23 protein-coding genes are annotated in these 24,597 nt (G+C 72.8%); 13 read left to right on the top strand and 10 right to left on the bottom strand.

Annotated features, from left to right (window positions below):
* Nucleotides 1-104: 104 nt before the first annotated feature.
* The 3 genes from ABGB11_RS27595 to tkt all read right to left on the bottom strand — a co-directional run bounded on the left by ABGB11_RS27595 (nucleotide 105) and on the right by tkt (nucleotide 5,007).
* On the bottom strand, nucleotides 105-1,760 hold the full coding sequence (locus tag ABGB11_RS27595; protein WP_347637254.1) for a glucose-6-phosphate isomerase: 1,656 nt from the start codon (nucleotides 1,758-1,760) through the stop codon (nucleotides 105-107).
* Nucleotides 1,757-2,872 (bottom strand): transaldolase, encoded by a 1,116-nt coding sequence (tal, locus tag ABGB11_RS27590; RefSeq protein ID WP_347637252.1) that lies wholly within the window; start codon nucleotides 2,870-2,872, stop codon nucleotides 1,757-1,759. The genes ABGB11_RS27595 and tal overlap by 4 nt, the downstream gene beginning before the upstream one ends.
* 83 nt (nucleotides 2,873-2,955) lie before the next feature.
* Nucleotides 2,956-5,007, bottom strand: a complete 2,052-nt coding sequence (gene tkt / locus ABGB11_RS27585; protein WP_347637501.1) for a transketolase — start codon at nucleotides 5,005-5,007, stop codon at nucleotides 2,956-2,958.
* 723 nt (nucleotides 5,008-5,730) lie between these two features.
* On the opposite strand from tkt, the gene ABGB11_RS27580 reads away from it, so the two are divergent.
* The 3 genes from ABGB11_RS27580 (at nucleotide 5,731) to ABGB11_RS27570 (ending at nucleotide 9,036) form a co-directional block, all read left to right on the top strand.
* On the top strand, nucleotides 5,731-6,657 hold the full coding sequence (locus ABGB11_RS27580; protein ID WP_347637499.1) for a heme o synthase: 927 nt from the start codon (nucleotides 5,731-5,733) through the stop codon (nucleotides 6,655-6,657).
* Between the two features lie 85 nt (nucleotides 6,658-6,742).
* Nucleotides 6,743-7,963 carry a PrsW family intramembrane metalloprotease gene (locus ABGB11_RS27575; protein WP_347637250.1) on the top strand — a complete coding sequence of 407 codons (1,221 nt, stop codon included), beginning with the start codon at nucleotides 6,743-6,745 and terminating at the stop codon, nucleotides 7,961-7,963.
* Nucleotides 7,964-8,016: 53 nt separating this feature from the next.
* Nucleotides 8,017-9,036, top strand: coding sequence for a COX15/CtaA family protein (locus ABGB11_RS27570; protein WP_347637248.1), 1,020 nt, complete (start codon nucleotides 8,017-8,019; stop codon nucleotides 9,034-9,036).
* A 36-nt stretch (nucleotides 9,037-9,072) separates the two neighbouring features.
* Here ABGB11_RS27570 and polX read toward each other — a convergent pair whose 3' ends face one another.
* From polX to ABGB11_RS27545, 5 genes are all read right to left on the bottom strand, one after another.
* Nucleotides 9,073-10,791 (bottom strand): DNA polymerase/3'-5' exonuclease PolX, encoded by a 1,719-nt coding sequence (polX, locus tag ABGB11_RS27565; RefSeq protein WP_347637246.1) that lies wholly within the window; start codon nucleotides 10,789-10,791, stop codon nucleotides 9,073-9,075.
* Between the two features lie 39 nt (nucleotides 10,792-10,830).
* Nucleotides 10,831-11,667 carry a proteasome subunit beta gene (prcB, locus tag ABGB11_RS27560; RefSeq protein WP_347637244.1) on the bottom strand — a complete coding sequence of 279 codons (837 nt, stop codon included), beginning with the start codon at nucleotides 11,665-11,667 and terminating at the stop codon, nucleotides 10,831-10,833.
* Between the two features lie 81 nt (nucleotides 11,668-11,748).
* Nucleotides 11,749-12,717, bottom strand: a complete 969-nt coding sequence (locus tag ABGB11_RS27555) for an EamA family transporter (RefSeq protein ID WP_347637242.1) — start codon at nucleotides 12,715-12,717, stop codon at nucleotides 11,749-11,751.
* A gap of 29 nt (nucleotides 12,718-12,746) precedes the next feature.
* Nucleotides 12,747-13,463: an ABC transporter permease gene (locus ABGB11_RS27550; protein WP_347637497.1), complete on the bottom strand. Its 717-nt coding sequence runs from the start codon at nucleotides 13,461-13,463 to the stop codon at nucleotides 12,747-12,749.
* Between the two features lie 80 nt (nucleotides 13,464-13,543).
* A complete protein-coding gene (locus tag ABGB11_RS27545) occupies nucleotides 13,544-14,482 on the bottom strand; it encodes an ABC transporter ATP-binding protein (RefSeq protein ID WP_347637240.1) in 939 nt (312 codons plus the stop codon).
* 304 nt (nucleotides 14,483-14,786) lie between these two features.
* On the opposite strand from ABGB11_RS27545, the gene ABGB11_RS27540 reads away from it, so the two are divergent.
* The 8 genes from ABGB11_RS27540 (at nucleotide 14,787) to ABGB11_RS27505 (ending at nucleotide 21,474) form a co-directional block, all read left to right on the top strand.
* Nucleotides 14,787-15,578, top strand: coding sequence for a metalloregulator ArsR/SmtB family transcription factor (locus ABGB11_RS27540; protein ID WP_347637495.1), 792 nt, complete (start codon nucleotides 14,787-14,789; stop codon nucleotides 15,576-15,578).
* Complete coding sequence (sufB, locus tag ABGB11_RS27535; protein ID WP_347637238.1) at nucleotides 15,575-16,987, top strand: Fe-S cluster assembly protein SufB; 1,413 nt, start codon at nucleotides 15,575-15,577, stop codon at nucleotides 16,985-16,987. Before ABGB11_RS27540 ends, sufB begins: the two co-directional genes overlap by 4 nt.
* Nucleotides 16,987-18,123 (top strand): Fe-S cluster assembly protein SufD, encoded by a 1,137-nt coding sequence (gene sufD, locus ABGB11_RS27530; protein ID WP_347637236.1) that lies wholly within the window; start codon nucleotides 16,987-16,989, stop codon nucleotides 18,121-18,123. The genes sufB and sufD overlap by 1 nt, the downstream gene beginning before the upstream one ends.
* Nucleotides 18,120-18,434, top strand: a complete 315-nt coding sequence (locus tag ABGB11_RS27525; protein WP_347637234.1) for a non-heme iron oxygenase ferredoxin subunit — start codon at nucleotides 18,120-18,122, stop codon at nucleotides 18,432-18,434. Before sufD ends, ABGB11_RS27525 begins: the two co-directional genes overlap by 4 nt.
* Nucleotides 18,435-18,460: 26 nt before the next feature.
* Complete coding sequence (sufC, locus tag ABGB11_RS27520; protein ID WP_347637232.1) at nucleotides 18,461-19,225, top strand: Fe-S cluster assembly ATPase SufC; 765 nt, start codon at nucleotides 18,461-18,463, stop codon at nucleotides 19,223-19,225.
* 107 nt (nucleotides 19,226-19,332) lie between these two features.
* Complete coding sequence (locus ABGB11_RS27515; RefSeq protein ID WP_347637230.1) at nucleotides 19,333-20,598, top strand: cysteine desulfurase; 1,266 nt, start codon at nucleotides 19,333-19,335, stop codon at nucleotides 20,596-20,598.
* A 55-nt stretch (nucleotides 20,599-20,653) separates the two neighbouring features.
* A complete protein-coding gene (gene sufU / locus ABGB11_RS27510) occupies nucleotides 20,654-21,112 on the top strand; it encodes a Fe-S cluster assembly sulfur transfer protein SufU (protein ID WP_347637228.1) in 459 nt (152 codons plus the stop codon).
* A complete protein-coding gene (locus ABGB11_RS27505; protein ID WP_347637226.1) occupies nucleotides 21,109-21,474 on the top strand; it encodes a metal-sulfur cluster assembly factor in 366 nt (121 codons plus the stop codon). The genes sufU and ABGB11_RS27505 overlap by 4 nt, the downstream gene beginning before the upstream one ends.
* Nucleotides 21,475-21,523: 49 nt before the next feature.
* Here ABGB11_RS27505 and ABGB11_RS27500 read toward each other — a convergent pair whose 3' ends face one another.
* Nucleotides 21,524-22,096: a hypothetical protein gene (locus ABGB11_RS27500; RefSeq protein ID WP_347637224.1), complete on the bottom strand. Its 573-nt coding sequence runs from the start codon at nucleotides 22,094-22,096 to the stop codon at nucleotides 21,524-21,526.
* Nucleotides 22,097-22,249: 153 nt separating this feature from the next.
* On the opposite strand from ABGB11_RS27500, the gene ABGB11_RS27495 reads away from it, so the two are divergent.
* On the top strand, nucleotides 22,250-23,431 hold the full coding sequence (locus ABGB11_RS27495; RefSeq protein ID WP_347637222.1) for a histidine kinase: 1,182 nt from the start codon (nucleotides 22,250-22,252) through the stop codon (nucleotides 23,429-23,431).
* The gene (locus ABGB11_RS27490; RefSeq protein ID WP_347637220.1) at nucleotides 23,428-24,105 is read left to right on the top strand and encodes a response regulator transcription factor; all 678 of its coding nucleotides are present in this window, start codon (nucleotides 23,428-23,430) and stop codon (nucleotides 24,103-24,105) included. The genes ABGB11_RS27495 and ABGB11_RS27490 overlap by 4 nt, the downstream gene beginning before the upstream one ends.
* 88 nt (nucleotides 24,106-24,193) lie before the next feature.
* Here the strand turns inward: ABGB11_RS27490 and ABGB11_RS27485 are convergent, their stop codons facing one another.
* Complete coding sequence (locus ABGB11_RS27485) at nucleotides 24,194-24,589, bottom strand: ABC transporter permease (protein WP_347637218.1); 396 nt, start codon at nucleotides 24,587-24,589, stop codon at nucleotides 24,194-24,196.
* Nucleotides 24,590-24,597 lie beyond the last annotated feature (8 nt).

The raw sequence follows: 24,597 nt of genomic DNA, 5'->3' as shown, positions 1-24,597 counted from the left end.
CGTTTCAGGAGAGAAAGGGCATCCGCGACCATCTCCCTCGATCTTCTTGGTCGCCTCCCGAACAGGGCCGGTCGCGCTGCGTCCGCGCCGGCGGGTGCGCGGGGTCAGCCGAGCGCCCGGGTGAGCTGCGCGATGCCCTCCGCCCGGTCGCGAAGGTGGAGCCGGACGGCGGGGCGGCCCAGCGAGCGCAGCACGCGCAGGTCGCCGAACGCCTGCGCAAGGTGCAGCTCGCCCAGGGTGTACGGCCGGCCCGGCACCGGGACGTCCTCGGTGACCGCGCCCGTGATCTGCAGGAACGCTCCGCCGGGCGGCCCGCCCTTGTGGTACTGGCCCGCCGTGTGCAGGTAGCGGGGCCCCCAGCCGAACGTCACGGGGACCGCGCGCTTGCGGACGTCGGCGCCGCGTGCGGCCAGCAGCGGCCTCACCTCGGCGGCCGCGGCATCGCCCTGGCGGCTCAGATACGCGAGGACGGCGAGGTAGCCGCCGTCCTGGACGTCCGCCAGGAGCGTCTCCAGCGCCTCCGCCAACGTCCGCGCGCCGCGCAGCGCGTCCTCCGGAGCGTGGACCTCCACCGCGCCCTCGACCAGTTCCGGCGGCCTGCGCAGGACGGTCGGCGCGGCGCCCTCCTCCGACCGCAGCAGCGCCGCCGTGCTCTCCCGCGACTCGCCGACGTCCGGTTCGGCGAACGGGTCGACACCGATCACCCGGCATGCCACCGCGACCGCGTACTCCCACAGCAGGAACTGCGCGCCGAGCGGCCCGGCGACGGTGACCCCCGCCTCCCGGCCCGGACCGGGTTCGTCGGGCCGCCGGCCGAGGACGATCCGCCGCAGGTCGTCGGTCAGCTCGAACCCGGGGGAGTCGACGCTCTCCACCACCACCGGGAGCAGGCCCTTGCCGTCCTTGCCCATCGCCCCCGCGACCAGCTGCTCCGCCCACGCGGCGAACCCGGCCAGCCCGGAACCGAGGTCGGCGATCACCAGTTTGTCGCGGGCGCCGAGTGCCGACGACCCCAGCGCCGCCCCCAGAGCCAGCGCGGGGTTGTCGTACGGCTGCCGTAGCGCCGCCGCGAACCGGGCCGCCTCGTCCAGCAGGACGTCGGCGTCCACGCCCGCGAGCATCGCCGGCACCAGCGCGCGGGCGCCGAGGGCGCCGAAGCGCCCGTCCACGTCGGGCTCGGCCAGGACGAGATGGTGGCCCGTCTCGCGGGCGGCGCGTTCGAGGTCGGCCCCCTCCTCGGCGACGACGACGAACCGGCGCGCCAGATCCGCGCCGCGCAGCCCGGCCTCGGAGAACGCGCGCCCGAAGACGCGCCGCAGCGCCGCGGCCTCGGCGCCGTCGTCCGCGACCACCACTAGCGTCCGGTCCAGGTCCCCGGCGAGGACACCGGACACCTCGTGCGGATCGGTGGTGTCGAGGATGGTCAGCCCGGCGCCCGCCGTGCGGCAGATCGCGTCCGCGGCGAGCGCGGTCCCCCCGGACGCGGCCAGCACGACCCGGTCGAGGCCGGCGCCGCGGGCGTCGCCCACCAGGCCGGCCAGCCGGTCCCGCAGCGACCGGGAGGTCTCCGGCAGGCCCAGCCAGCCGAGCCGGCGGGCGGCGAGCGGGGCCGCGTCGGGCCCCCACAACCTGGCGTTCCGGGACGTCAGCGACCTCGGTACGCCGTCGGAGACGAGACGGTCCAGGACCGTCTCGCTCTCGTCGACGACGGCTCCGCGGATGGTGACCGAGATCCCCCCGGCGGTCACCACCGAGGTCATGCGCCGTCCTTCTTGGCCTCCAGCTCGCCGGTGATGGAGTCGAGCAGCTCCTTCCAGGAGGCCGCGAACTTGTCCACGCCCTCCTCCTCCAGGACCCGCACGACGTCGTCGTAGTCGACCCCGGCCTCCTTCAGCGCCGCCATGTGCGCGCGGGCGTCGTCGTAGGCGCCACGGACGGCGTCGCCGCGCACCTCGCCGTGGTCGGCGACCGCGTCCAGGGTCGCCTCCGGCATCGTGTTGACGGTCCCCGGCGCGACCAGCTCGACGACGTACAGGGTGTCGGGCAGATCCGGGTCCTTCACGCCGGTCGACGCCCACAGCGGGCGCTGGGGACGGGCCCCGGCGTCCTTCAGCGCCTTCCACCGGTCGGTGCCGAACTTCTCCTCGTAGAGCGCGTACGCGAGCCGGGCGTTGGCGACGCCCGCCTTGGAGCGCAGCGCCTTGGCCTCGTCCGAGCCGATCTTGTCGAGGCGCTTGTCGATCTCGGTGTCGACCCGGCTGACGAAGAAGGACGCCACCGAGGCGATCTTCGACAGGTCGTGGCCGTTCTCCCGGGCCTTCTCCAGGCCGGCGAAGAACGCGTCGATGACCTTGCCGTAGCGCTCCAGCGAGAAGATCAGCGTCACGTTCACGCTGATGCCCTCCGCGAGCGCCGCGGTGATGGCCGGCAGGCCCTCCTCCGTCGCCGGGATCTTGATGTAGAGGTTGGGCCGGTCCACCAGCCACCACAGCGCCCGCGCCTCCGCGAGCGTCCGGCGGGTGTCGCGGGCCAGCCGCGGGTCGACCTCGATCGAGACGCGGCCGTCCAGCCCCTCCGTCCGGTCGTACACCGGGCGGAGCACGTCGCAGCCCCAGCGGATGTCGAAGGTGGTGATCGAGCGGGACGCCTCCTCGACGTGCACGCCGCGGGCCGCGAGGTCCCGGACTTGGTCGTCGTACGCGCTGCCCTTGCTCAGCGCCTTGGCGAAGATCGTCGGGTTGGACGTGACCCCGACCACGTTGCGCTCCCGGACCAGCTTCTCCAGGTTGCCGGTGCGCAGGCGCTCGCGGCTGATGTCGTCCAGCCAGATCGACACGCCCTCGTCCGAGAGCCTCTTCAGGTTGTCGCTCATCGCTTTCTCCTCGTCCTCGTCCGTGCGCCGGGCGGGACGCGGGGCCCCGGCTCGCGGGGCCCCGCCCGCCTCACGGCCCGTTCTCAGTTGCCGGTGGTGGCGCCGCGCCCGGCCTGCTTCACGTTCGCCTTGATCAGGCTGGCCTTGGCCGCCGCCACGACCCGCTCGGAGGTGAGCCCGAACTGCAGGAACAGCGTCTTGTAGTCGGCGGAGGCGCCGAAGTGCTCCAAGCTCACCGACTCGCCGTCGTCGCCGATGTAGCCGCGCCAGCCGAGCGCCACCCCGGCCTCCACGGACACGCGGGCGCGCACCCCCGGCGGCAGGACCTCCTGCCGGTAGGCGTCGGTCTGCTCCTCGAACCACTCCACGCACGGCATCGACACGACCCGGGTCGGGGTGCCCTCGGCCTGCAGCGTCTCGCGGGCCTCCAGCGCCATCTGGACCTCACTGCCCGTCGCGATGATGATCACGTCGGGGCGGCCGCCCTCGGCGTCCGCCAGCACGTACCCGCCGCGGGCCACGCCCTCCGCGGACGCGAGGTCGCCGCCGCGGTCGAACGTCGGCAGCTTCTGCCGGGTCAGCGCGATGCCCGCCGGCCGGTCGGTGTGCCGCAGGATGGTCCGCCACGCGACCGCCGTCTCGTTGGCGTCCGCCGGCCGGACGACGTCCAGCCCGGGGATCGCCCGCAGCGCCCACAGGTGCTCGACGGGCTGGTGCGTCGGGCCGTCCTCGCCGAGGCCGATCGAGTCGTGCGTCCAGACGAAGGTGACCGGCAGCTTCATCAGCGCCGCGAGCCGGACCGCCGGGCGCATGTAGTCGCTGAAGATCAGGAAGGTGCCGCCGTACGGGCGGGTGCCGCCGTGCAGCGCGATGCCGTTGCAGATCGCGGCCATCGCGTGCTCCCGGACGCCGAAGTGCAGCGTCCGGCCGTAGCGGTGGCCGGGGAACTCCTTGGTCTGGAACTCCTCCGGGATGAAGGACGGCTCGCCCTTCATCGTCGTGTTGTTGCTCTCCGCGAGGTCGGCCGAGCCGCCCCACAGCTCCGGCAGCACGGGCGCCAGCGACGCCAGCACCTCACCGGACGCCGCCCGGGTCGCGATGTCCTTGCCGGGCGCGAAGTCCGGCAGCGCCCCCTCCCAGCCGTCGGGCAGCGTGCGGGACGAGATCCGGTCGTACTCGGCGGCCCGCTCGGGGTTCGCGGACCGCCACGCCTCGAAGGCCTTGCTCCACTCGGCGTGGGCGGCGCGGCCCCGGTCGCTCACCTCGCGGGCGTGCGCCAGCACGTCCTCGGGGACCTGGAAGCTCTCCGCCGGGTCCAGGCCGAGGACCCGCTTGGTCGCGGCGACCTCGTCGGCGCCGAGCGCCGAGCCGTGGATCTTCCCGGTGTTCTTCTTGTTCGGCGCCGGCCAGCCGATGATCGTGCGCAGCGCGATGAAGGACGGGCGGGACGTCTCGGCCTTCGCCGCCTCGAACGCCGCCGCGAGCGCGGCCACGTTCTCCTCGTAGTCGCCGTTCGCGGTCCAGTCGACGTGGTGGACGTCCCAGCCGTACGCCGCGTAGCGGGCCCGCACGTCCTCCGACAGCGCGATCGCCGTGTCGTCCTCGATCGAGATGTGGTTGTCGTCGTAGAGCAGGACAAGGTTGCCGAGCCGCTGGTGGGCCGCCAGCGCGCTCGCCTCGTGGCTAATGCCCTCCTCGATGTCGCCGTCGGACGCGAACACCCAGACGTTGTGGTCGAAGGGGGACTCGCCCTGCGGCGCGTCGGGGTCGAAGAGGCCGCGCTCCCGGCGGGCCGCCATCGCCATGCCCACCGCGTTCGCCAGGCCCTGGCCGAGCGGCCCCGTGGTCGTCTCCACGCCGGCCGTGTGCCCGTACTCGGGGTGGCCCGGGGTGAGGCTGCCCCACTTGCGCAGCGACATCAGGTCGTCCAGCGTCATCGGGTAGCCCGACAGGTACAGCTGGATGTAGAGGGTAAGGCTGGAGTGCCCGCAGGAGAGCACGAACCTGTCGCGCCCGGCCCAGTGCGGATCGGTCGGGTCGTGCTTCAGGAAGCGCTGGAAGAGAAGGTAGGCGGCGGGGGCGAGGCTCATCGCGGTCCCGGGGTGACCCGATCCGGCCTCCTCGACGGCGTCCATGGCGAGGGCGCGGATGACGTCCACCGCCCGCCGGTCCTGGTCGGACCATTCAAACGTGCTGTTGTCCCTGCTCACGGAACGCCAGGCTCCTCTCGAACCGGTGTCAGAATCCACTCTGTACGTTGTTCGCCGTACTCGTGCGCCGCACCCCGCCGCGGCGCTGCGCGCCGTGCCGGGCCCGCGGGGCCCGCAAAGGACAACGTCCGGCGGCGCGGCGCCTCTTCCCCCGCCCCGCGCGGCCGCCCCGTCCGCGGCCCAGCGACGATCATGTGCGCTCGTCGCGAGCCTATCGCGCGGGAGGGCCGCCGCAGGCGGGGAGCGGCGCGCACGGAGGGACCGGGTCCCCGGCCGCACCGCTCATGCACCCTTGCCCGAACGCCCCGCGGGCTAACCCCCCGCGCGGGGGATCCCGCGGGTGATACGTCCCTCGCCGCGGCACTCCCGGCGGGCGCGCGAGCGAACCTCACGGCGCGTCCAGCGACCCGGTGCGCGCCCCCCGGAGGGGGCGGACTACAGTGATTGCGCGGCTGACGGCAGTGGCCGCGGCAACACGACCAAGCCGAAGTCGCACCATGCCGAGGCCGGCCCGGATCGCGGGGGCATCGCCGAGGGTGGCGGCGGCTTTCTCATCCCTAGTCAGACGTGGACCCGATTGTGACGGTGCTGAGTAACAAGCGCGGGATCGAGCTCGACGAGCATGTCCCGGACGTGCCCGACGTGCCCTTGGGCACGCTCGTGCCCCCCGCCGAGCGGTCCGCCCGGCGGACGCTCGCGGCGAGCGTCCGCGCCTACGTGGCGCTGACCAAGCCGCGCGTCATCGAGCTGCTCCTGATCACCACGATCCCGGTGATGTTCCTCGCCGAGCGGGGCGTGCCGGCGCTGCCCACCGTGCTGCTGACGCTGGCGTTCGGCACCATGTCCGCGGGGGCCGCCAACGCGATCAACTGCTACATCGACCGCGACATCGACGCCAAGATGCGCCGCACCCGGCGCCGCCCGCTGGCCCGCCACCAGGTCACCCCGGCCCGCGCCCTCATCTTCGGGGTGACGCTCGCCGTGCTGTCCACGGCCGGGTTCCTGCTCACCGTCAACCCGGTCGCCGCGGCCGGGTCGCTGTTCGCGATCCTGTTCTACGTCTTCGTCTACTCGCTGCTGCTCAAGCGGCGCACCGCGCAGAACGTCGTGTGGGGCGGCATCGCCGGGTGCATGCCCGTCCTCATCGGCTGGGCCGCCGTCACCGGCGGCGTCGCCTGGACGCCGCTCGTCCTGTTCGGCGTCGTGTTCCTCTGGACGCCGCCGCACACGTGGACCCTCGCGATGCGGTACCGCGAGGACTACGCGATCGCCAAGGTCCCGATGCTGCCCGTCGTCGCGTCCGAGCGCCGCGTCGTGACCGAGAGCCTCGTCTACACCTACGCCACCGTCGCCTGCTCGCTGCTGCTGTGGCCCGTCGCCGGGATGGGCCCGGTGTACGGGGCCGTCGCGGTCGTCCTCGGGGCGGTCTTCCTCGCCGAGGGCCACCGGCTGCTGAAGGCGGTCCGCGCCGGCGTGACCGGCGTCCACCTGCGGCCGATGCGGTTCTTCCACCTCTCCAACGTCTACCTCGCGCTGCTGTTCACGGCCGTGGCGGTCGACCCGCTCCTGCACTGACGCGGGACGCGGCGCCGCCGGGCGGGCACCGTCCGTGACCTCCGCGCGTGGGCGGCCGGTCCCACCTGCCGTTACCCTTCGCGGTATGGCGCCCATCGACCCCAAGGCCGTGCTCGAAGGCCGGATCCCCGGCCGCCCCCCGGTCGGCCTGATCCTTGGCATGACCGTCTCCGGGCTGTGCGCCGTGGTCGCGCTCGGCGCGGCCGCCGCGTTCGGCGGCGCCGGCTTCTGGGTGGGGGTCCTGCTCGCCATCCTGCCGATCCCGGTGCTGATCGCGCTCGCGCTCACCCTCGACCGGCTGGAGCCCGAACCGCCCCGGGCACTGGCCTTCGCGTTCATGTGGGGCGCGGGCGTCGCCGTGCTGGGCGCCCTCGTCCTCAACACCGCCGGCCTGCTCTACGTGACCGTGCCGATCTTCGGGGAGACCGAGGGGCACTTCGTCAGCGCCACATTCGGCGCGCCCGTCATCGAGGAGACGCTGAAGGGCGCCGCCCTGTTCGGCCTGCTCTGGTTCCGCCGCAACGAGATCGACGGCTTCGCGGACGGCATCATCTATGCGGCCATGGTCGGTCTCGGCTTCGCCATGATGGAGAACATCACCTACTACATGCGGGCGTTCGAGGACGGTGGCGCGCAGCAGCTCCAGGCGGTGTTCATCCTGCGCGGCCTGATCGCGCCGCTGAGCCATCCGCTGTTCACCTCGATGACCGGCCTCGGCGTCGCCTACGCCGCCACCCACCGGCGCGGCCAGCTCCTCGCGCCGCTCGCCGGGCTGCTCGGCGCGATGATCCTGCACGGCCTGTGGAACGGGTCCGCCGCGTTCGGGCTCGGCGGCCTCGGCATCGTCTACCTGCTGGACTTCGGTGTCCTGGTCGCGCTGATCGTGGTCGTCTCCGCCGAGCGCCGCACCACCGTCCGCCGCATCGAGACCTACCTGCCGATGTACGCGGGGACGGGCCTGGTCACGCCGCAGGACGTGCGGATGCTGCGCTCCATCCCGTCCCGCCGCGCGGCCCGCCGCTGGGCCCGCTCGGTCGGCGGCCCGCCCGCCGCCCGCGCCATGACCGACTACCAGCTCGCCGCGACCGAGCTGGCGCTGCTGCACAAGCGCGCCGAGCGCGGCGTCGCCGAGCCGCACTGGTTCGGCACCCGCCGCGACTCGCTGCTGGAGCTGATGTCGCTGGCCAGGCAGGCGTTCCTGCGCACCCCGCCGCGCCCGGGGACGAGCCGGGCGGGCGGCCCGCCGTGGGCGGCACAGGGCCCGTCGGGGTTCCTGCCGCCGCAGCCGCCCGGCCCGTACGGCTGACCGGGCCGGCGTAACCGGGGGCCGGATCACGGCCCCCGCGCACCGCCCATACGATGGTCCCCGTGGCAGAGCGACCGTCGTCCAACCTCCTGATCCGGACGTGGAACGCCGTGTGGCGTCCGACCCCCGGATCGCTGCGGCTGCTCGCCCTCCTCGGCGTCATCGGCAACGTCGTGATCGTCGTCAGCGGCGGCGCCGTCCGGGTCACCAAGTCCGGTCTCGGCTGCCCCGACTGGCCGCGCTGCACCGGCGACAGCCTCGTCCCCACGCACAGTCCCGAGCACCACGTGCTCAACATGTCGATCGAGTTCGGCAACCGGCTGATCACGTTCGTGGTGCTCGGCATCGGCGTGCTGGTGTTCGTCGCCGCGCTGCGGCTGCGCCCGCGCCGCCGCGGCCTGGTCTGGTGGGCGCTCGCCCAGCCGATGAGCGTGGTCGCGCAGGCGGTCATCGGCGGCATCGTCGTGCTGACCGAGCTGCACCCGGCCGCCGTCTCGCTGCACTTCCTCGTCTCGCCGGCCCTGCTGGTGTTCTGCGTGGCGCTGTGGGTCCGCGCGGGGGAGGGGGACGCGCCGCCCCGGCGGCTCGCCGGCCCCCGGACGCGCGCGCTGGCCGCCGCGCTCCTCGTCTCGTGCGCCGCCGTGCTCGTCGCGGGCACGGTCGTCACCGGCACCGGCCCGCACGCGGGTGACGCCGAGGCCCGCCGCTACGGCTTCAACATCACCGACGTCGCCCGCATCCACGGCGAGCTGGCCTGGGCCACCATCGCGCTGGCCGCCGCCGTCATCGTCGCCCTGTACCGCTCGGGCGCCGCGGCCGGCCGCGACCTGGGCCCCGCCCGCCGTCGCGGCCTCGAGCTGGCCGGGATCATCGTCGCCCAGGGTGCCGTCGGCTACATCCAGTACGCGCTCGGGGTCCCCGAGGGGCTCGTGCTCCTGCACATGCTCGGCGCGGTCCTGATGTGGATCACGGCGTTCCGCCTCTTCTTCGCGCTCCGCGACCGCGGCCCCGTGCCGACCGCCGAGGAGGCGCCTCCGGTCGCCTCCCGGGCCGAGGCGCCGCAGCCGGCCTGACCCGGGTTCCGTGGCCCTTGAACGCCAGCGCTGGCGTCAGCGCTTCTGCAGGAACGCGCGCAGCCGTTCCAGCGGCCAGGTGTTGATGACGTCGTCGGGGGTCAGCCACCCGCGCTGGGCGGTGCCCACGCCGTAGCGGATGTTGCGGTGGTGGCCGAGCGAGTGCGCGTCGGTGTCGATGGAGAACTTCACGCCGAACCGCTTCGCGCGCCGGATCAGGCCGGCGGGCAGGTCGAGGCGGTCCGGGAAGGAGTCGATCTCGATGGCGGTGCCGGTGCGGGCCGCCGCGCGGAAGACCTCGTCCCAGTCGGCGTCGACGGGCGGGCGGCGGCCGATGCTGCGGGCGGTGGGGTGCCCGATGACGTGCACGTGCGGGTTCTCGCAGGCCCGGACGAGGCGGCGCGTCATGACGTCCTGGTCCTGGGTGAAGTGGGAGTGGACCGAGGCGACGCACACGTCGAAGCCGGAGAGGAAGTCGGCGTCCCAGTCGACGCCGCCGTCCGGGTCGATGTTCAGCTCGGTGCCGTGCAGGAGCCTCAGCCCCGGGTACTCCTTCTGGAGCTCGGCGACCCGCTCGCGCTGGGCGAGCATCTTCTCGTCCGTCATCCGCTGCATGACCAGGTTCGGGGCATGGTCGGTGATGGCGTAGTACTCCAGGCCGCGTGCCTGCGCGGCGGCGACCATGTCCTCCAGGGAGGCGACGCCGTCGGTCAGGTCGGTGTGGCTGTGCAGGTCGCCGCGGAGGTCCTCGACCGTGACGAGGCGGGGCAGCTCGTCCTTGAGGGCGGCCTCGATCTCGCCGGTGTCCTCCCGGAGCGTCGGATGCACCCACGGGAGGCCGAGCCGCTCGTAGACCTCCTCCTCGGTCTCCGACACGATCAGCTCGTCGGTCTCGGCGTCGAAGAGGCCGTACTCGGAGAGCTTGAGGCCCGCCTTCACGGCGATCTCCCGGGTGCGGATGTTGTGGGCCTGCGAGCCGGTGAAGTACTGGAGCGCCGCGCCCCACGACTCGGGCGGGACGACCCGCAGGTCGACCTGGAGGCCCTTGGCCGTCCGGACCGACGTCTTCTTGTCGCCGCCCGCGATGACCTCGGCGACGAACGGGAGCGCGGTGAACGCCTCCATGATCGGACGCGGGTCGCGGGACGCGGCGAGGACGTCCACGTCGCCGATCGTCTCGCGCATGCGGCGCAGCGACCCGGCATGGGCGCAGCGCTCGACCTGGGGGAGCCGGGAGAGTGTGGCGACGACCTCGTCGGCGACGCTCGCGGCGACGTCGACGAGGACGCGGGTGCCGGAGCTCTCCATCAGCTCGATGCCGCGGAGGATGTTCTCCTCGGTCTTGGCGCCGAAACCCTTGAGGCCCCGGAGCCGGCCCTCCTTGATCGCGGCGCCCAGCTCGTCCACCGAGGAGATGCCGAGCTCCTCGTAGACGGCGAGGGCCTTCTTCGGACCGAGCGTGGGGATGGCGGTGAGCGCCCGCACCCCGGCCGGGATCTGCGCGCGCAGCTCCTCGACCTGCCGGATCGTGCCGGTGGTGGTGTAGTCGAGGACCTTCTTGGCGATCGCCTCGCCCACGGTCGGGATCGTGCGCAGCCCGGCCAGGTCGAGCTCGGAGATGTCGTCGGGATGGCCGGCGATCGCCCGCGCGGCCTTCTCGTACGCCCTGATCTTGAAGGCGTCCCCGCCCGTGATCGAGAGCAGGTCGGCCAGTTCCTGGATGAGGGCCGCAGCCTCGTCGTTCGCCCGTGCCATACGGCCGAGTCTAGAAGCCGGGTCGGACGTTTCCGGAGATCAGCGCAGCGGCGCGGCCGGCCCTCCGGGACGGTCCATCCGGCCCCGCACGACCTCATCGGCGATCGCCGAGACCTGCTCCTCGGGAAGGCGCCGGTAGCCGTCGTCGGTGACCACCGCGATCGTCGGGTAGATGCGCCGCGTCGGGTCGGGGCCGCCGGTGGCGGCGTCGTCGTCGGCGGCGTCGTAGAGCGCGTGCACGCAGACCGTGGCCGCGTCCTCAAGCGACAGGTCGTTGCGGTAGAGCTTCTTCAGGGCGCCGAGCGCATACGGGGAGCCCGAGCCGTCCGCGTGGAACTCGCGTGCCTCCTGCGGGGCGCCGGTGATGTCGTAGGTGTAGATCCGCCCCTCACCGGACTCCGGGTCGTAGCCGCTGAACAGCGGGACGACCGCGAGGCCCTGCAGGGCCTGGGCGAGGTTGGCCTGGATGACGGCGCCGAGCCGGCGCGCCTTGCCCGGCAGCGACAGCGGGACGGTCTCCATCTTCTCGTAGTGCTCCAGCTCCACCTGGAACAGGCGCACCATCTCCAGCGCGAGCCCGACCGTCCCCGCGAACGCGACGGCGGAGTACTCGTCCGCCCGCTGGACCTTGTCCAGCTCCCGGTAGGCGATGCGGTGGCCCTGCGTGGCGCGCCGGTCGCCGGCCATCATGACCCCGCCCGGGAACGTCAGCGCCAGCACGGTCGTCCCGTGCGGCAGCTCCGGGGCGTCCCCCTCCGGCACCCGGTTGACGGGAAGCAGCTCGGGGGAGTGGACGCGCAGGAAGTCGACGAACGACGCCGACCCCGCCTCGAAGAACTCGGGCGGTATCCCCTGGTCCTCGCTCCGGCCGATCACGGGCGGCTCCTCTCCGGCTCGCTGGTCCGACGCCTGATCCTTTCACCCTGCCACAGCATTTTGCGACACAACGCCGCTCGGTCAGGGTTCCGGAGCCTCTGGCGGATCCTCCTGACTTCTGGTGGCGCCCGCGCAGGCCACGATGACGCAGCAGATCGCGACCCACTGGCGGAAGGTGAGGATCTCGCCGAGGAGCGCCACCCCGACGAGCGCGGCCACCGCGGGCTCCAGGCTCATCAGGATGCCGAAGACCCGGGCGGGCATCCGCCGCAGCGCCTCCAGCTCCAGCGAGTACGGGATCACCGACGACAGGAGCCCCACCCCGAGGCCGATCAGCAGCAGCTGCGGGTCGAGCAGCGCGCTGCCCGCGGACGCCACCCCGAGCGGCAGGATCGCGACCGTACCGACGACGCTGGCGAGCGCGAGGCCGGTGGAACCGGGGAACCGCCGGCCGGTGGCGGCGGTGAGCAGGATGTACCCCGCCCAGCACGCACCGGCCAGGAGCGCGAACGCGATGCCGACCGGGTCCACGGCGCCCGTGCCGCCCCGGGCCAGCAGGACGACGCCCGCTCCCGCCAGGATGACCCACAGCGCGTCGCGGGGACGCCTGGACGCGACGATCGACACCGTCAGCGGCCCGAGGAACTCGATCGTGACCGCCACCCCCAGCGGGATCCGCGAGAACGACTGGTAGATCGAGAAGTTCATCAGCGCCAGCGCCAGCCCGAAGCCCGCGGCGATGGCGAGGCTCGATCGGGAGTGGTCGCGCAGGACGGTCCGCAGCGCCTTGCGGGCGAGGAACCCGAGCACGATCGCCGACGTCAGCAGCCGCATCGTCACGACGGCGCTCGGCGGGAGCCGGTCGAACAGGTGCTTGGCGAGCCCGGCCCCGACCTGGAGGGAGATGATGCCGAGCAGGATCAGTGCGGGCGGCGGCACCGACCCCAGCGACAGCGTCCGCAACCGGCCGGACGCCCGCGACACCCCACCGATCGAGCCTGTGCCCTGTGGGGGGACGACCCCCCACACCCCCCGGTTCGCTTCGCTCATCCTTCGAGCGCTTCAGCCAATGCCATGCATCACTCCCACTTGAAGAACCGGGCGGCGAGGGCCAGGCCGGCGACGGCCCAGACCGCGAGGACGATCAGCGGGCCGCCGGGAAGCGCGGCGTCATCTTGCAGGACCTGCCGCAACCCGTCGGCGAGCGCCGAGATGGGCAGCAGTTCCAGGGCGGGCTGCACCGGGCCGGGGAACCGGTCCAGCGGGAACACGACGCCGCCGACCGCCAGGAGCAGGATATAGACGAGGTTCGCCGCGGCGAGCGTGGCCTCGGCGCGCAGCGTCCCGGCCATGAGCAGCCCGAACCCGCTGAACGCGGCGGTGCCGAGCAGCAGCAGGACGACCACGGAGGCGGGGTCGCCGCGCGGATGCCAGCCGAGCGCCAGCGCGACCGCGCAGATCACCGCGGCCTGGACCGCCTCCACGGCGAGCACGCTGAGCGTCTTGGCGGCGATGAGCCCGCCGCGCGGCAGCGGAGTGGCGCCGAGCCGCTTGAGGACGCCGTAGCGCCGCTCGAAGCCGGTGCCGATGGCCTGGCCGGTGAACGCGGTGGACATGACCGCGAGCGCGAGGATCCCCGGCGCGAGGAAGTCGACCCGGCGGCCGGCACCGAGGTCGAGCAGCGAGGTGCCGCTGAACAGGGCGAGCAGCACGACCGGGATGATCAGGGTGAGCAGCAGCTGCTCGCCGTTGCGCAGCACGGTCCGGAACTCGTAGCGGGCCTGGGACACGATCATCCGCGGCAGCGGCACCGCGCCCGGGGCGGGGGCGAGGACCAGGGCGGGGGGTTTGGGCGAGGCGGTCTTGTCCGCGGCGGTCACGAGCGCAGCTCCCGTCCGGTCAGTTCAAGGAAGACGTCCTCCAGGGTGCGGCGCTCGATCCGCAGGTCCTCGGTCATGACGCCGTGCGAGGCGCACCAGGCGGTGACGGTGGCCAGCAGCTCGGGCCGCACGTCCGCTTCGATCAGGTAATGCCCGGCGGGGGACTCCTTCGCGGCGCTCCCCACGGGCAGCGCCGACAGCAGCTCCTCCAGGCCGAGGCCGGGGCGGGCGCGGAACCGCAGCTGCCGCTCGGCGCCGGTCAGCTCCTCGGGGGCGCCCTCGGCGACCACCCTGCCGTGGTCGACGATGACGACGTGGTCGGAGAGGCGCTCGGCCTCCTCCATGTTGTGCGTGGTGAGCACGACCGAGACCCCCGCCGCGCGCAGCTCCCCGATCAGGTCCCAGGTGGCGTGCCTGGCCTGCGGGTCGAGGCCGGTCGTGGGCTCGTCCAGGAAGACGAGCTCGGGCCGCCCGACCACGGCGACGGCCAGCGACAGCCGCTGCTGCTGCCCGCCCGACATGCGGCGGAACGGGGTGCGGGCGTGCTCGGTGAGGCCGAGCCGCTCCAGCAGGGCGGACGTGTCGAGCGGCGAAGAGTGGAACGACGCGACGAGCTTCAGGAACTCGCCGGCGCGGGCCGTCCCCGGCACGCCGCCGGACTGCGGCATCACGCCGACCCGCGGCTTCAGCGCCCGCCCGTCCGCGAGCGGGTCGAGGCCGAGGACGCGGACGGTGCCGGAGTCGGGGCGGCGGAACCCCTCGCAGATCTCGATCGTGGTGGTCTTGCCGGCGCCGTTCGGTCCGAGCAGCGCGGTGACGGCGCCCCGGGCGGCGGTGAGCGTCAGGCCGTCCACGGCCGGGCGTGCGGCGCCCGCCGCGCCGTAGCGCTTGACGAGCGAGACCAGCTCGACGGCGCCGTCTCCGGGGGTTGTCATGGAGACGAGTTTAGATCCGGGGGATGAGGACTCCGCGCCCGGTCCCGCCGCCGGTCCGGCGCCGGGCGCGGTCAGGGCTCCGGGTGAGGGCGCGCGCGAGCACGCGATGAGGACGCGGTATACAAGGCGGCGGCGCTCTGTGCCGCCGGGGGACGAAAGCCCAGGTTAGGTAAGGCTTACCTGCGTGAGCTACGACATCGGGATTCCGGTGTTTCGCGGGAAGTAATTACGGCACACTGATGTTGTGAAAAACGTGAGCGAGGACCAGACGACCGCCCCGGCCGCCACCGCGCGGCCGTTCGGCGTGCCGTCGGCGCCTGGCCGCACCGAGCGCGACACGCGCGCGCGGGTGGCCCGGCTCATCCTCGAACACGGGCCGGTCACGGCGTCCACGCTGGGGGAGCGCGTCGGGCTCACGCCGGCCGCGGTCCGCCGGCACCTGGACGCGCTGCTGGCCGAGGGCATGATCGAGGTCCGCAAGGCGCGGGTCCCGCAGACCCGGCGCGGCCGGGGGCGTCCCGCCAAGTGGTTCGCCATCACCGACGCCGGGCGCAGTGCCTTCGTGCACGCCTACGACGACCTGGCGACCAGCGCGCTGCGGTTCCTCGCCGAGACGGCCGGCGGCCACGCGGTCGCCGAGTTCGCCCGGCGGCAGATCGCCGATCTCGAGCGGCGGTACCGGCCGGTCGTGCAGGGCGCTCCGCCCCACCAGCGGGTGCGCATTCTCGCCGAGGCGCTCTCGGGCGACGGCTACGCGGCCGCCGCCGCGAAGGCGCCCCAGCCGGGCGGCGGCGAGCAGCTGTGCCAGCACCACTGCCCGGTCGCGCACGTCGCCGCGGAGTTCCCGCAGCTGTGCGAGGCCGAGACCGAGGCGTTCAGCCGGCTGCTCGGGACCCCCGTGCAGCGACTGGCGACGATCGCCCACGGCGACGGCATCTGCACCACCCATGTCAGCTCACGCTCCCTGTGCGGGGCGGGCGAGGACGACGGGGAAGGCGATTCCGCCGCGAGCGTCACCCCTGGCGGGGACGCGGGGGAGCCATCCCCCGAACACACAAGGATCAGTGACGAGGAGTCCGGAGGGACCTCCCTATGACTACGGCAGCCCACCCAGAGCTGGAAGGGCTCGACAGGTACAAGTTCGGCTGGGCCGACTCCGACGAGGCGGGCGCCTCGGCGAAGCGCGGGCTGAACGAGGACGTCGTCCGTGACATCTCGGCCAAGAAGAACGAACCCCAGTGGATGCTCGACCTGCGCCTCAAGGGGCTGCGGCTGTTCAGCAAGAAGCCGATGCCCACCTGGGGCTCCGACCTGTCGGACATCGACTTCGACAACATCAAGTACTTCGTGCGCTCCACCGAGCAGCAGGCCGCCTCCTGGGAGGAGCTCCCAGAGGACATCAAGAACACCTACGACAAGCTCGGCATCCCTGAGGCGGAGAAGCAGCGTCTCATCGCCGGCGTCGCCGCGCAGTACGAGTCGGAGGTCGTCTACCACAAGATCCGCGAGGACCTTGAGGAGAAGGGCGTCATCTTCGTCGACACCGACACCGGCCTGCGCGAGCACCCGGAGATCTTCCAGGAGTACTTCGGCTCGGTGATCCCCGTCGGCGACAACAAGTTCGCCGCGCTCAACACCGCCGTGTGGTCGGGCGGCTCGTTCATCTACGTCCCGCCGGGCGTGCACGTCGAGATCCCGCTGCAGGCCTACTTCCGGATCAACACCGAGAACATGGGCCAGTTCGAGCGGACGCTGATCATCGCCGACGAGGGCTCCTACGTCCACTACGTCGAGGGCTGTACCGCCCCGATCTACAAGTCGGACTCGCTGCACTCCGCCGTCGTGGAGATCGTCGTGAAGAAGGACGCCCGCGTCCGCTACACGACCATCCAGAACTGGTCCAACAACGTCTACAACCTGGTGACCAAGCGCGCCGTCGCCTACGAGGGCGCCACCATGGAGTGGGTCGACGGCAACATCGGCTCCAAGGTCACCATGAAGTACCCGGCGGTGTACCTGCTCGGCGAGCACGCCAAGGGCGAGACCCTGTCGATCGCGTTCGCCGGCGAGGACCAGCACCAGGACGCCGGCGCCAAGATGGTGCACGCCGCGCCCAACACCTCCAGCAGCATCATCTCCAAGTCGGTGGCGCGCGGCGGCGGCCGCACGTCCTACCGGGGGCTGGTGCAGATCCAGGAGGGCGCCGAGCACAGCAAGTCCACGGTCAAGTGCGACGCGCTGCTCGTCGACCAGATCAGCCGGTCCGACACCTACCCCTACGTCGACGTCCGCGAGGACGACGTCGAGATGGGCCACGAGGCGACCGTCTCCAAGGTGTCGGAGCAGCAGCTGTTCTACCTGATGAGCCGCGGCCTCACCGAGGACGAGGCGATGGCGATGATCGTGCGCGGGTTCGTCGAGCCGATCGCGCGCGAGCTGCCGATGGAGTACGCGCTCGAGCTGAACCGGCTCATCGAGCTGCAGATGGAAGGAGCCGTCGGCTGATGGGGCTGGAGCAGAAGCCTCTCTCGACGCTGCATGAGAAGGCGTCCTTCGAGGTGGGCGACTTCGACGTGCCGACGGGCCGCGAGGAGGAGTGGCGGTTCACCCCGCTGCGCCGGCTGCGCGGCCTGCACAACGGCACCGCCGAGGACGGCGGCAAGGTGCTCCTGGAGGCCGAGGCGGCGCCGGAGGTGACGGTCGAGACCGTCGGCCGCGACGACGAGCGCCTCGGCCGGGCCTACGTCCCCGCCGACCGGGTGAGCGCCCAGGCCTGGACCTCCTTCACCCACGCCACCGTCGTCACGGTGCGGAAGGAGACCGTGGCGTCGGCGCCGACCGTGCTGCGGCTGCGCGGCGAGGACGCCTCGGCCGCCGCCTACGGGCACACGACCGTCGTCCTGGAGCCGTTCGCCGAGGCCACCGTGGTGCTCGCGCACCGCGGTTCGGCCACCTACGCCGACAACGTCGAGTTCGTCGTCGGCGACGGCGCCCGGCTGTCGGTGATCAGCCTGCAGGACTGGGCGGACGACAGCGTCCACGTCTCCCACCAGCACGCCCGCCTCGGCCGCGACGCCCGGTTCGTCTCGCACAACATCTCGCTCGGCGGCGACGTCGTGCGGATCTCGCCGTCGGTCTCCTACGACGGGCCCGGCGGCGACGCCGAGCTGTACGGGGTGTACTTCGTCGACGGCGGCCAGCACCTGGAGCACCGGCTCCTCGTCGACCACGCCGTCCCGCACTGCCGCAGCCGCGTCGACTACCGCGGCGCGCTCCAGGACCAGGACGCGCATGCCGTCTGGATCGGCGACGTGATCATCCGCGCGGAGGCCGAGGGCACCGACACCTACGAGCTGAACCGCAACCTCGTCCTCACCGACGGGACGCGGGTCGACTCCGTCCCCAACCTGGAGATCCTCACCGGCGAGGTCGCCGGGGCGGGGCACGCCTCGGCGTCCGGGCGGCTGGACGACGAGCACCTGTTCTACCTGCAGGCGCGCGGCATCACCTTCGACGAGGCGCGGCGCATGGTGGTCCGGGGATTCCTCGGCCAGCTGGTGGAGCGGATCGAGGTCGCCGAGGTCCGCGACAAGGTCGGGGAGGCGATCGAAGCCGAGCTCGACCGGGGAGCGCGCGCATGACGTACGTCAAGGTGTGCGCTCTGGACGAGGTCCCGCAGGACGGGGCGCTCGCCGTCGAGGTGGACGACACGCCCGTCGCCATCGCGCGCAGCGGCGACGACGTGTTCGCCCTGAACGACATCTGCTCGCACGCCGAGGTCTCGCTGTCCGAGGGCGAGGTCTACAACGGCACGATCGAGTGCTGGCTGCACGGGTCCTGCTTCGACCTGCGCACCGGAAAGCCCACCAACCCGCCGGCCACGCAGCCGGTCGCCACCTACAAGGTCAAGGTCGAGGGCGGGGACGTCTACGTCTCGCTCGCCGGCGACTGACCGCACGACGAAGGACTACACGCACTATGGCCACGCTAGAGATCCGCGACCTCCACGTCTCCGTCGGCGACGGCTCCGACGGGGCGAAGGAGATCCTGCGCGGGGTCGACCTGACCGTGAAGGCCGGCCAGACCCACGCGATCATGGGGCCGAACGGCTCCGGCAAATCCACCCTCGCCTACGCGATCGCCGGCCACCCGAAGTACGAGGTGACCTCCGGCACGGTCACGCTGGACGGCGAGGACGTCCTCGCCATGTCGGTCGACGAGCGCGCCCGCGCCGGGCTGTTCCTGGCGATGCAGTACCCGGTCGAGGTACCGGGCGTCTCGGTGTCCAACTTCCTGCGCTCGGCCGTGACCGCCGTCCGCGGCGAGGCCCCGAAGCTCCGCGAGTTCTCCAAGGAGATGAAGCAGGCGATGGACGGCCTGTCCATCGACCCGGCGTTCGCGCAGCGGAGCCTGAACGAGGGCTTCTCCGGCGGCGAGAAGAAGCGGCACGAGATCCTGCAGCTGGAGATGCTGAAGCCGAAGGTCGCGATCCTGGACGAGACCGACTCCGGCCTCGACGTCGACGCCCTCAAGGTCGTCTCCGAGGGCGTCAACCGGTTCGCCTCCGGTGAGACCGGCGTCCTGCTCATCACGCACTACACCCGCATCCTGCGGTACGTGAAGCCCGACTTCGTGCACGTGTTCGCGGGCGGCCGCGTCGTCGCCGAGGGCGGGCCTGAGCTGGCCGACGAGCTGGAGAACGAGGGTTACGAGAAGTACTCGAAGGCGGGCGCGTCTCTATGAGCGAAGCGAACGCGGGGGGCGTGGGGGGTCGTCCCCCCACAGGGGAGTCAGCATGAGCGAAGCGAACCGGGGGGCGTGGGGGGTCGCCCCCCCACAGGGGAGTCAGCATGAGTGAGCTGCTGCCTGAGGAGGTCAAGAAGGACTTTCCGCTGCTGGGGCGCACGGTGCGCGGCGGGCGTCCTCTGGTGTACCTCGACTCGGGTGCGACCTCGCAGAAGCCCGTCCGGGTGCTGGACGCCGAGCGGGAGTTCTACGAGCGGCACAACGCGGCGCCGCACCGCGGGGCGCACCTGCTCGCCGAGGAGGCGACGGAGGCCTACGAGAACGCCCGCGCGTCGATCGCCCGGTTCATCGGCGCGACGCCCGGTGAGATCGTGTTCACCAAGAACGCGACCGAGGGCATCAACCTGGTCGCGTACGCGATGAGCAACGCGGCCACCGCGGGCCCGGAGGCCGGGCGCTTCGCCGTCGGCCCCGGCGACGAGGTCGTGGTGTCGGAGATGGAGCACCACGCGAACCTCGTCCCGTGGCAGCAGCTGTGCCGGAGGACCGGGGCGACGCTGCGCTGGTTCGGCATCACCGACGAGGGCCGGCTCGACCTCCAGAACCTCGACGAGCTGGTCAACGAGCGCACGAAGATCGTCGCGCTGACGCACCAGTCGAACGTGCTCGGGACCGTCCCGCCGGTCGAGCGGATCGTGGAGCGTGCCCACGCCGTCGGCGCGTTCGTCCTGCTGGACGCCGCGCAGTCGGTTCCGCACCAGCCGGTGGACGTCACCCGGCTGGGCGCCGACTTCCTCGCGTTCTCCGGGCACAAGATGCTGGGCCCGACCGGCATAGGCGTGCTGTGGGGCCGGAGCGAGCTGCTGGAGGCCATGCCGCCGTTCATCACCGGCGGTTCCATGATCGAGGTCGTCCGGATGGAGGAGACCACGTTCATGCCGCCGCCGCAGCGGTTCGAGGCCGGCGTGCCGATGACGGCGCAGGCGGTCGGGCTCGGGGTGGCCTGCGACTACCTCGCCGAGATCGGCATGGACCGCGTGCACGCCCATGAGGAGGCCCTCGTCGCCTACTCGCTGGAGCGGCTGGGTGAGATCCCCGGCGTCCGCATCATCGGGCCCGGCACCACCGAGGCACGCGGCGGCGCGGTGTCGTTCACCGTCGAGGACATCCACCCGCACGACGTCGGCCAGGTCCTGGACGACCTGGGCGTCGAGGTGCGCGTCGGCCACCACTGCGCGTGGCCGATCTGCCGCCGCTTCGGCATCCCGGCGACCACCCGCGCGACGTTCTACCTCTACAACACGCTCGGCGACGTGGACGCGCTCGCCGACGCGGTCCGGCAGGCCCAGAAGTTCTTCGGGACCACCTGAGGAACAGGCCAGGCCGGGCCCTGGTTGTAGCGAGGAAAGGCTTGGAAAGGACGACATGCAGTTGGAGGCGATGTACCAGGAGGTCATCCTGGACCATTACCGCAACCCCCTGCACAAGGGGCTGCGGGAGCCGTTCGAGGGCGAGGCGCACCACGTCAACCCGACGTGCGGTGACGAGGTGACGCTGCGCGTCCATCTGGACGGCGAGGGCCAGGACGCCACGGTCGCCGACGTCTCCTACGACGCCATGGGCTGCTCGATCAGCCAGGCGAGCGCCTCGGTGATGTCCGACCTGGTCATCGGCAAGTCCGTGAAGGAGGCGATGGCGGTCGGCGAGGAGTTCCTGTCGCTGATGCAGTCCCGCGGCCAGGACGTCGAGCCCGACGAGGACGTCCTGGAGGACGCCATCGCCTTCGCCGGGGTCTCCAAGTACCCCGCCAGGATCAAGTGCGCCCTGCTCGCCTGGATGGCGTGGAAGGACGCGACCGCCCGCGCTCTCGGAGAGGCATCATGACCGACACGCCCGCGACCGACACCCCGGCGACCGACGCGCCCGCCAAGGAGGCGCTGTCCCCCGAGCAGGAGGAGGTCCTGGAGGCGCTGAAGGACGTCGTCGACCCCGAACTCGGCATCAACGTCGTCGACCTCGGCCTCGTCTACGGCGTCGACCTGTCCGACGAGGTCGCCACCCTGGACATGACGCTGACCAGCGCCGCCTGCCCGCTCACCGACGTGATCGAGGACCAGGCGCACTCCGCCCTGGACGGCCTGGTCAAGGACGTCAAGATCAACTGGGTCTGGCTCCCGCCGTGGGGCCCCGACAAGATCACCGACGACGGCCGCGACCAGCTCCGCGCCCTCGGGTTCAACGTCTGACCGCACCGTGCCGTGAGGCCGCGCCCCGCCCGGGGCGCGGCCTCACGCGTCACCGGGGCCGCGCGGGCTCGGCGGGCTCCGCGGCGGCGTCCTTGGGCTTGGGCGGCCACAGGGTGGTGGTGATCGGCCACAGGGACCAGATCGCGAGGACCGTGCCGAGCCGGCCCAGCCAGCCGGTGAGGGCGTGCGTGCGGTCCGCGTCGCCGACGAGTGCGATCATGGCGAGCAGGAGGCCGCAGGCGATCGCGGTGGCCAGGGCGGCCTTCCCGAACTCGCGCCACTCGTAGCGGACGCGGGCCGCCCCGTACCTGGGCCTGCCGCGCGGCGGGGGACCGCCGGCGAAGCGGTGCGCGAACCGCTCGTCGGCCCACCGGACCATGCTGTGGCCGAAGGCGACGGAGTAGCCGAGGTAGGCGGCGGCCAGGCCGTGGCCGGTGCCCGCGGTCGCGCCGCCGCGCAGGTCGGTCGCAGTGGCCGCCAGCAGGACCAGGTCGACCAGCGGGACGCACAGGAGGAGCACCGCGCCGGTGCGGCGGAGGCGCAGCGGGTAGCGGGCGGCGAGGCCGGCCGCCAGCACCACCCAGAACCCGATCTCGCAGGCCGCGATGACCCCTATCAGCACATGACCTCCCCGCTGGAACCGGATTCCATCGTGCGCCCGGGCGGTGCGCGGAATCGTCCTCTGAGGTGAGGTTTCGCGGGTCCTCCGAAGGATGTACGGAGGCTCCTCACGCGGGTGGACGGCGGACCCCGGCGGGGATGCTGTGATGGAGGCGTGCACAGGCTCCGACGTCTCACCACCCGGCAGGACGCCCTGATCGCCGCGGGCTCGCTCGTCGGCGGGCTGGTGGTCCTGGGGGCGCACGGGTACACGCTCTGGTCCAAGGACTGGGACGTGTCGCTCTGGCTGCGGCTCGTGCCGCTGTCCGGGCTCTGCCTCGCGATGCTGCTCCGGCGGAAGGCCCCGATCACCGGGCTGCTGCTGGCGACGCCGTTCAACTTCGCCGACGTGGTCTTCGGGCCGAGCCTGGCCACCGCGATGATCTACGGCGACGCGCTGTACGCGGCGAGCCTGTACGGGCGCCGCCGCACCGCGGAGTGGCTGCTCGGCGTGACGCTCGCGGGCAGCCTCGCGGTGGCGGCCGGGGTCGGGATCGTGCTGCACGGCGTCGCGGTCGCCGTGGTGGGCGGGTCGGTCGCCGGCGTCGTGTGGGTGGCGCCGGTGCTGACCGCGATGGCCGTCCGGGAGCACCGGGAGCGGGCGGAGGCGGAGCGGCAGCGCGCCGAACAGGTCGCGCGGCTGGCCGAGATGGACCGGCGGGCCGCGGTGTCCGCCGAGCGCGCCCGGATGGCCCGCGAGCTGCACGACGTGATCGCCAACCATCTGAGCGCGGTGGCGCTGCACTCCTCGGCCGTCCTGAAGGTGCCCGACCTCGACCGGGACGGGGTGAACCGGGCCATGGAGGTCATCCGGGAGAACAGCGTGCAGGGCCTCGCCGAGATGCGCCGGATGATCGGGCTGCTGCGGGAGGGCGGCGCCGAGGACCCGGCCGCCCAGCCGCGGCTCGCCGAGCTCGGGCGGCTCGTCCGGGGCAGCGCGCGGTCGGACCTGTCGGCGCGGCTGGAGGTCACCGGGGACCCGCCCGAGCTGCCGGCGGCGGTCGAGCTGGCCGCCTACCGGATCGTCCAGGAGGCGCTGACCAACGCGCTGAAGCACGCCGGGCCCGGCCGCGCCGACGTGCGGGTCGCCTACGGCGGGAAACGCGTGGTGATCGACGTGCTCAGCCCGCTGGGCCGGGACGGCTCGCGGCTGCCCGGCACGGGAAGCGGCCTGGTCGGGATGCGCGAGCGGGCCGTCATGCTCGCCGGAGAATTCGACGCGGGGCCGGACGGCGCGCACTGGCGCGTGCACGCCGAGCTGCCCGTCGACCACCTGCAGGGGGAGAGGGCGTCATGATCGAGGTGCTGGTCGCCGACGACCAGGCGGCGGTGCGGGCCGGCCTGGTGCTGATCCTCGGGTCCGCCCCCGACGTCCGGGTGGTCGGCGAGGCCGCCGACGGGGCGCGGGCGGTGGAGCTGGCCCGCGAGCTGCGCCCGGACGTGGTGCTCATGGACGTGCGCATGCCCCGCCTGGACGGCATCGCCGCCACCCGGGAGATCGCGGGCTTCACCGACGTCCTGGTGCTGACGACGTTCGACATGGACGAGTACGTGTTCGGGGCCCTGCGCGCGGGGGCCGCCGGGTTCCTGCTCAAGGACGTCGACGCCGACAGGCTGGTGGACGCCGTGCGGACCGTGGCGGCGGGCGAGGGGATCATCGCCCCGAAGGTCACCCGGTGGCTCATCGGCGCCTTCGCGTCCCGGCCCGCGGCGCCCGCGGAGACGCCGGGGCTGGACGAGCTGACGCCGCGCGAGCGGGAGGTGTTCCGGTGCCTCGGCGAAGGCCTGTCCAACGGGCAGATCGCGGCCCGCCTCGCCATGGCCGAGACGACCACCAAGACGCACGTCAGCCGGATCCTCGGCAAACTGGGGCTCAGCAGCCGCGTCCAGGCGGCCATCCTCGCCCAGGAGACGGCCGCTCGCGGACTTTTCCCCCTTGATCCACGTAAGGGATCATCCGGGGCGTCCTGAGGCCGCAGCGGCGATCTCAGCGCGACATCGTCAGCGCGACATCGTCAGCGCGACATCGCGGGCGTGAACGACGGAGGGGAGGCGGGGGTCACAGACCGCGGCCGGCGGCCAGGGCGGACAGCAGGTACGTGACCCCGGCGACGGCCGCCAGCCACGCGTAGGGGGTGACGTCGGCGCCGCGCAGCGCCTGGACGACGAGCGCGGCGACGACCGCGACGGTCAGCATGTCGCCCGTCATGGCGGAGGCCCGCAGGTGCGCCCGGGCCCGCGTGCCGGACCCGAACGACTCGCTGAACGGCAGCGCCGGCTCGTTGCGCCGGTACGCGAGGTAGACGGCGTACCCGGCGAGGGCGGCGAGCGCGACCAGGGCCGTCCCCGACCGCCCGTCGGCGGCCAGCACGGCCCCGACCACGATCCCGGCGCCCAGGGCGAGCCCTGGCACGGCCCAGCGGCTGAGACTGCGGCGTTCGGGAGCGATCCACATGGGGCTCA

This window comes from Actinomadura sp. B10D3 (assembly GCF_039871695.1).
Taxonomy (GTDB): domain Bacteria; phylum Actinomycetota; class Actinomycetes; order Streptosporangiales; family Streptosporangiaceae; genus Spirillospora; species Spirillospora madurae.
Note: the sequence above shows the minus strand (reverse complement) of the source record. Positions and strands in the feature narration are given on the sequence as shown.

Coding starts and splice junctions, on each gene's coding strand:
- ABGB11_RS27485 (WP_347637218.1), bottom strand. CDS start 24,589: ATGTGGATCGCTCCCGAACGCCGCAGTCTCAGCCGCTGGGCCGTGCCA.
- sufU (WP_347637228.1), top strand. CDS start 20,654: ATGCAGTTGGAGGCGATGTACCAGGAGGTCATCCTGGACCATTACCGC.
- sufB (WP_347637238.1), top strand. CDS start 15,575: ATGACTACGGCAGCCCACCCAGAGCTGGAAGGGCTCGACAGGTACAAG.
- tkt (WP_347637501.1), bottom strand. CDS start 5,007: ATGGACGCCGTCGAGGAGGCCGGATCGGGTCACCCCGGGACCGCGATG.
- ABGB11_RS27595 (WP_347637254.1), bottom strand. CDS start 1,760: ATGACCTCGGTGGTGACCGCCGGGGGGATCTCGGTCACCATCCGCGGA.
- tal (WP_347637252.1), bottom strand. CDS start 2,872: ATGAGCGACAACCTGAAGAGGCTCTCGGACGAGGGCGTGTCGATCTGG.
- ABGB11_RS27545 (WP_347637240.1), bottom strand. CDS start 14,482: ATGACAACCCCCGGAGACGGCGCCGTCGAGCTGGTCTCGCTCGTCAAG.
- ABGB11_RS27525 (WP_347637234.1), top strand. CDS start 18,120: ATGACGTACGTCAAGGTGTGCGCTCTGGACGAGGTCCCGCAGGACGGG.
- ABGB11_RS27550 (WP_347637497.1), bottom strand. CDS start 13,463: ATGATCGTGTCCCAGGCCCGCTACGAGTTCCGGACCGTGCTGCGCAAC.
- ABGB11_RS27505 (WP_347637226.1), top strand. CDS start 21,109: ATGACCGACACGCCCGCGACCGACACCCCGGCGACCGACGCGCCCGCC.
- ABGB11_RS27570 (WP_347637248.1), top strand. CDS start 8,017: ATGGTCCCCGTGGCAGAGCGACCGTCGTCCAACCTCCTGATCCGGACG.
- ABGB11_RS27490 (WP_347637220.1), top strand. CDS start 23,428: ATGATCGAGGTGCTGGTCGCCGACGACCAGGCGGCGGTGCGGGCCGGC.
- polX (WP_347637246.1), bottom strand. CDS start 10,791: ATGGCACGGGCGAACGACGAGGCTGCGGCCCTCATCCAGGAACTGGCC.
- sufC (WP_347637232.1), top strand. CDS start 18,461: ATGGCCACGCTAGAGATCCGCGACCTCCACGTCTCCGTCGGCGACGGC.
- ABGB11_RS27555 (WP_347637242.1), bottom strand. CDS start 12,717: ATGAGCGAAGCGAACCGGGGGGTGTGGGGGGTCGTCCCCCCACAGGGC.
- ABGB11_RS27515 (WP_347637230.1), top strand. CDS start 19,333: ATGAGTGAGCTGCTGCCTGAGGAGGTCAAGAAGGACTTTCCGCTGCTG.
- ABGB11_RS27575 (WP_347637250.1), top strand. CDS start 6,743: ATGGCGCCCATCGACCCCAAGGCCGTGCTCGAAGGCCGGATCCCCGGC.
- sufD (WP_347637236.1), top strand. CDS start 16,987: ATGGGGCTGGAGCAGAAGCCTCTCTCGACGCTGCATGAGAAGGCGTCC.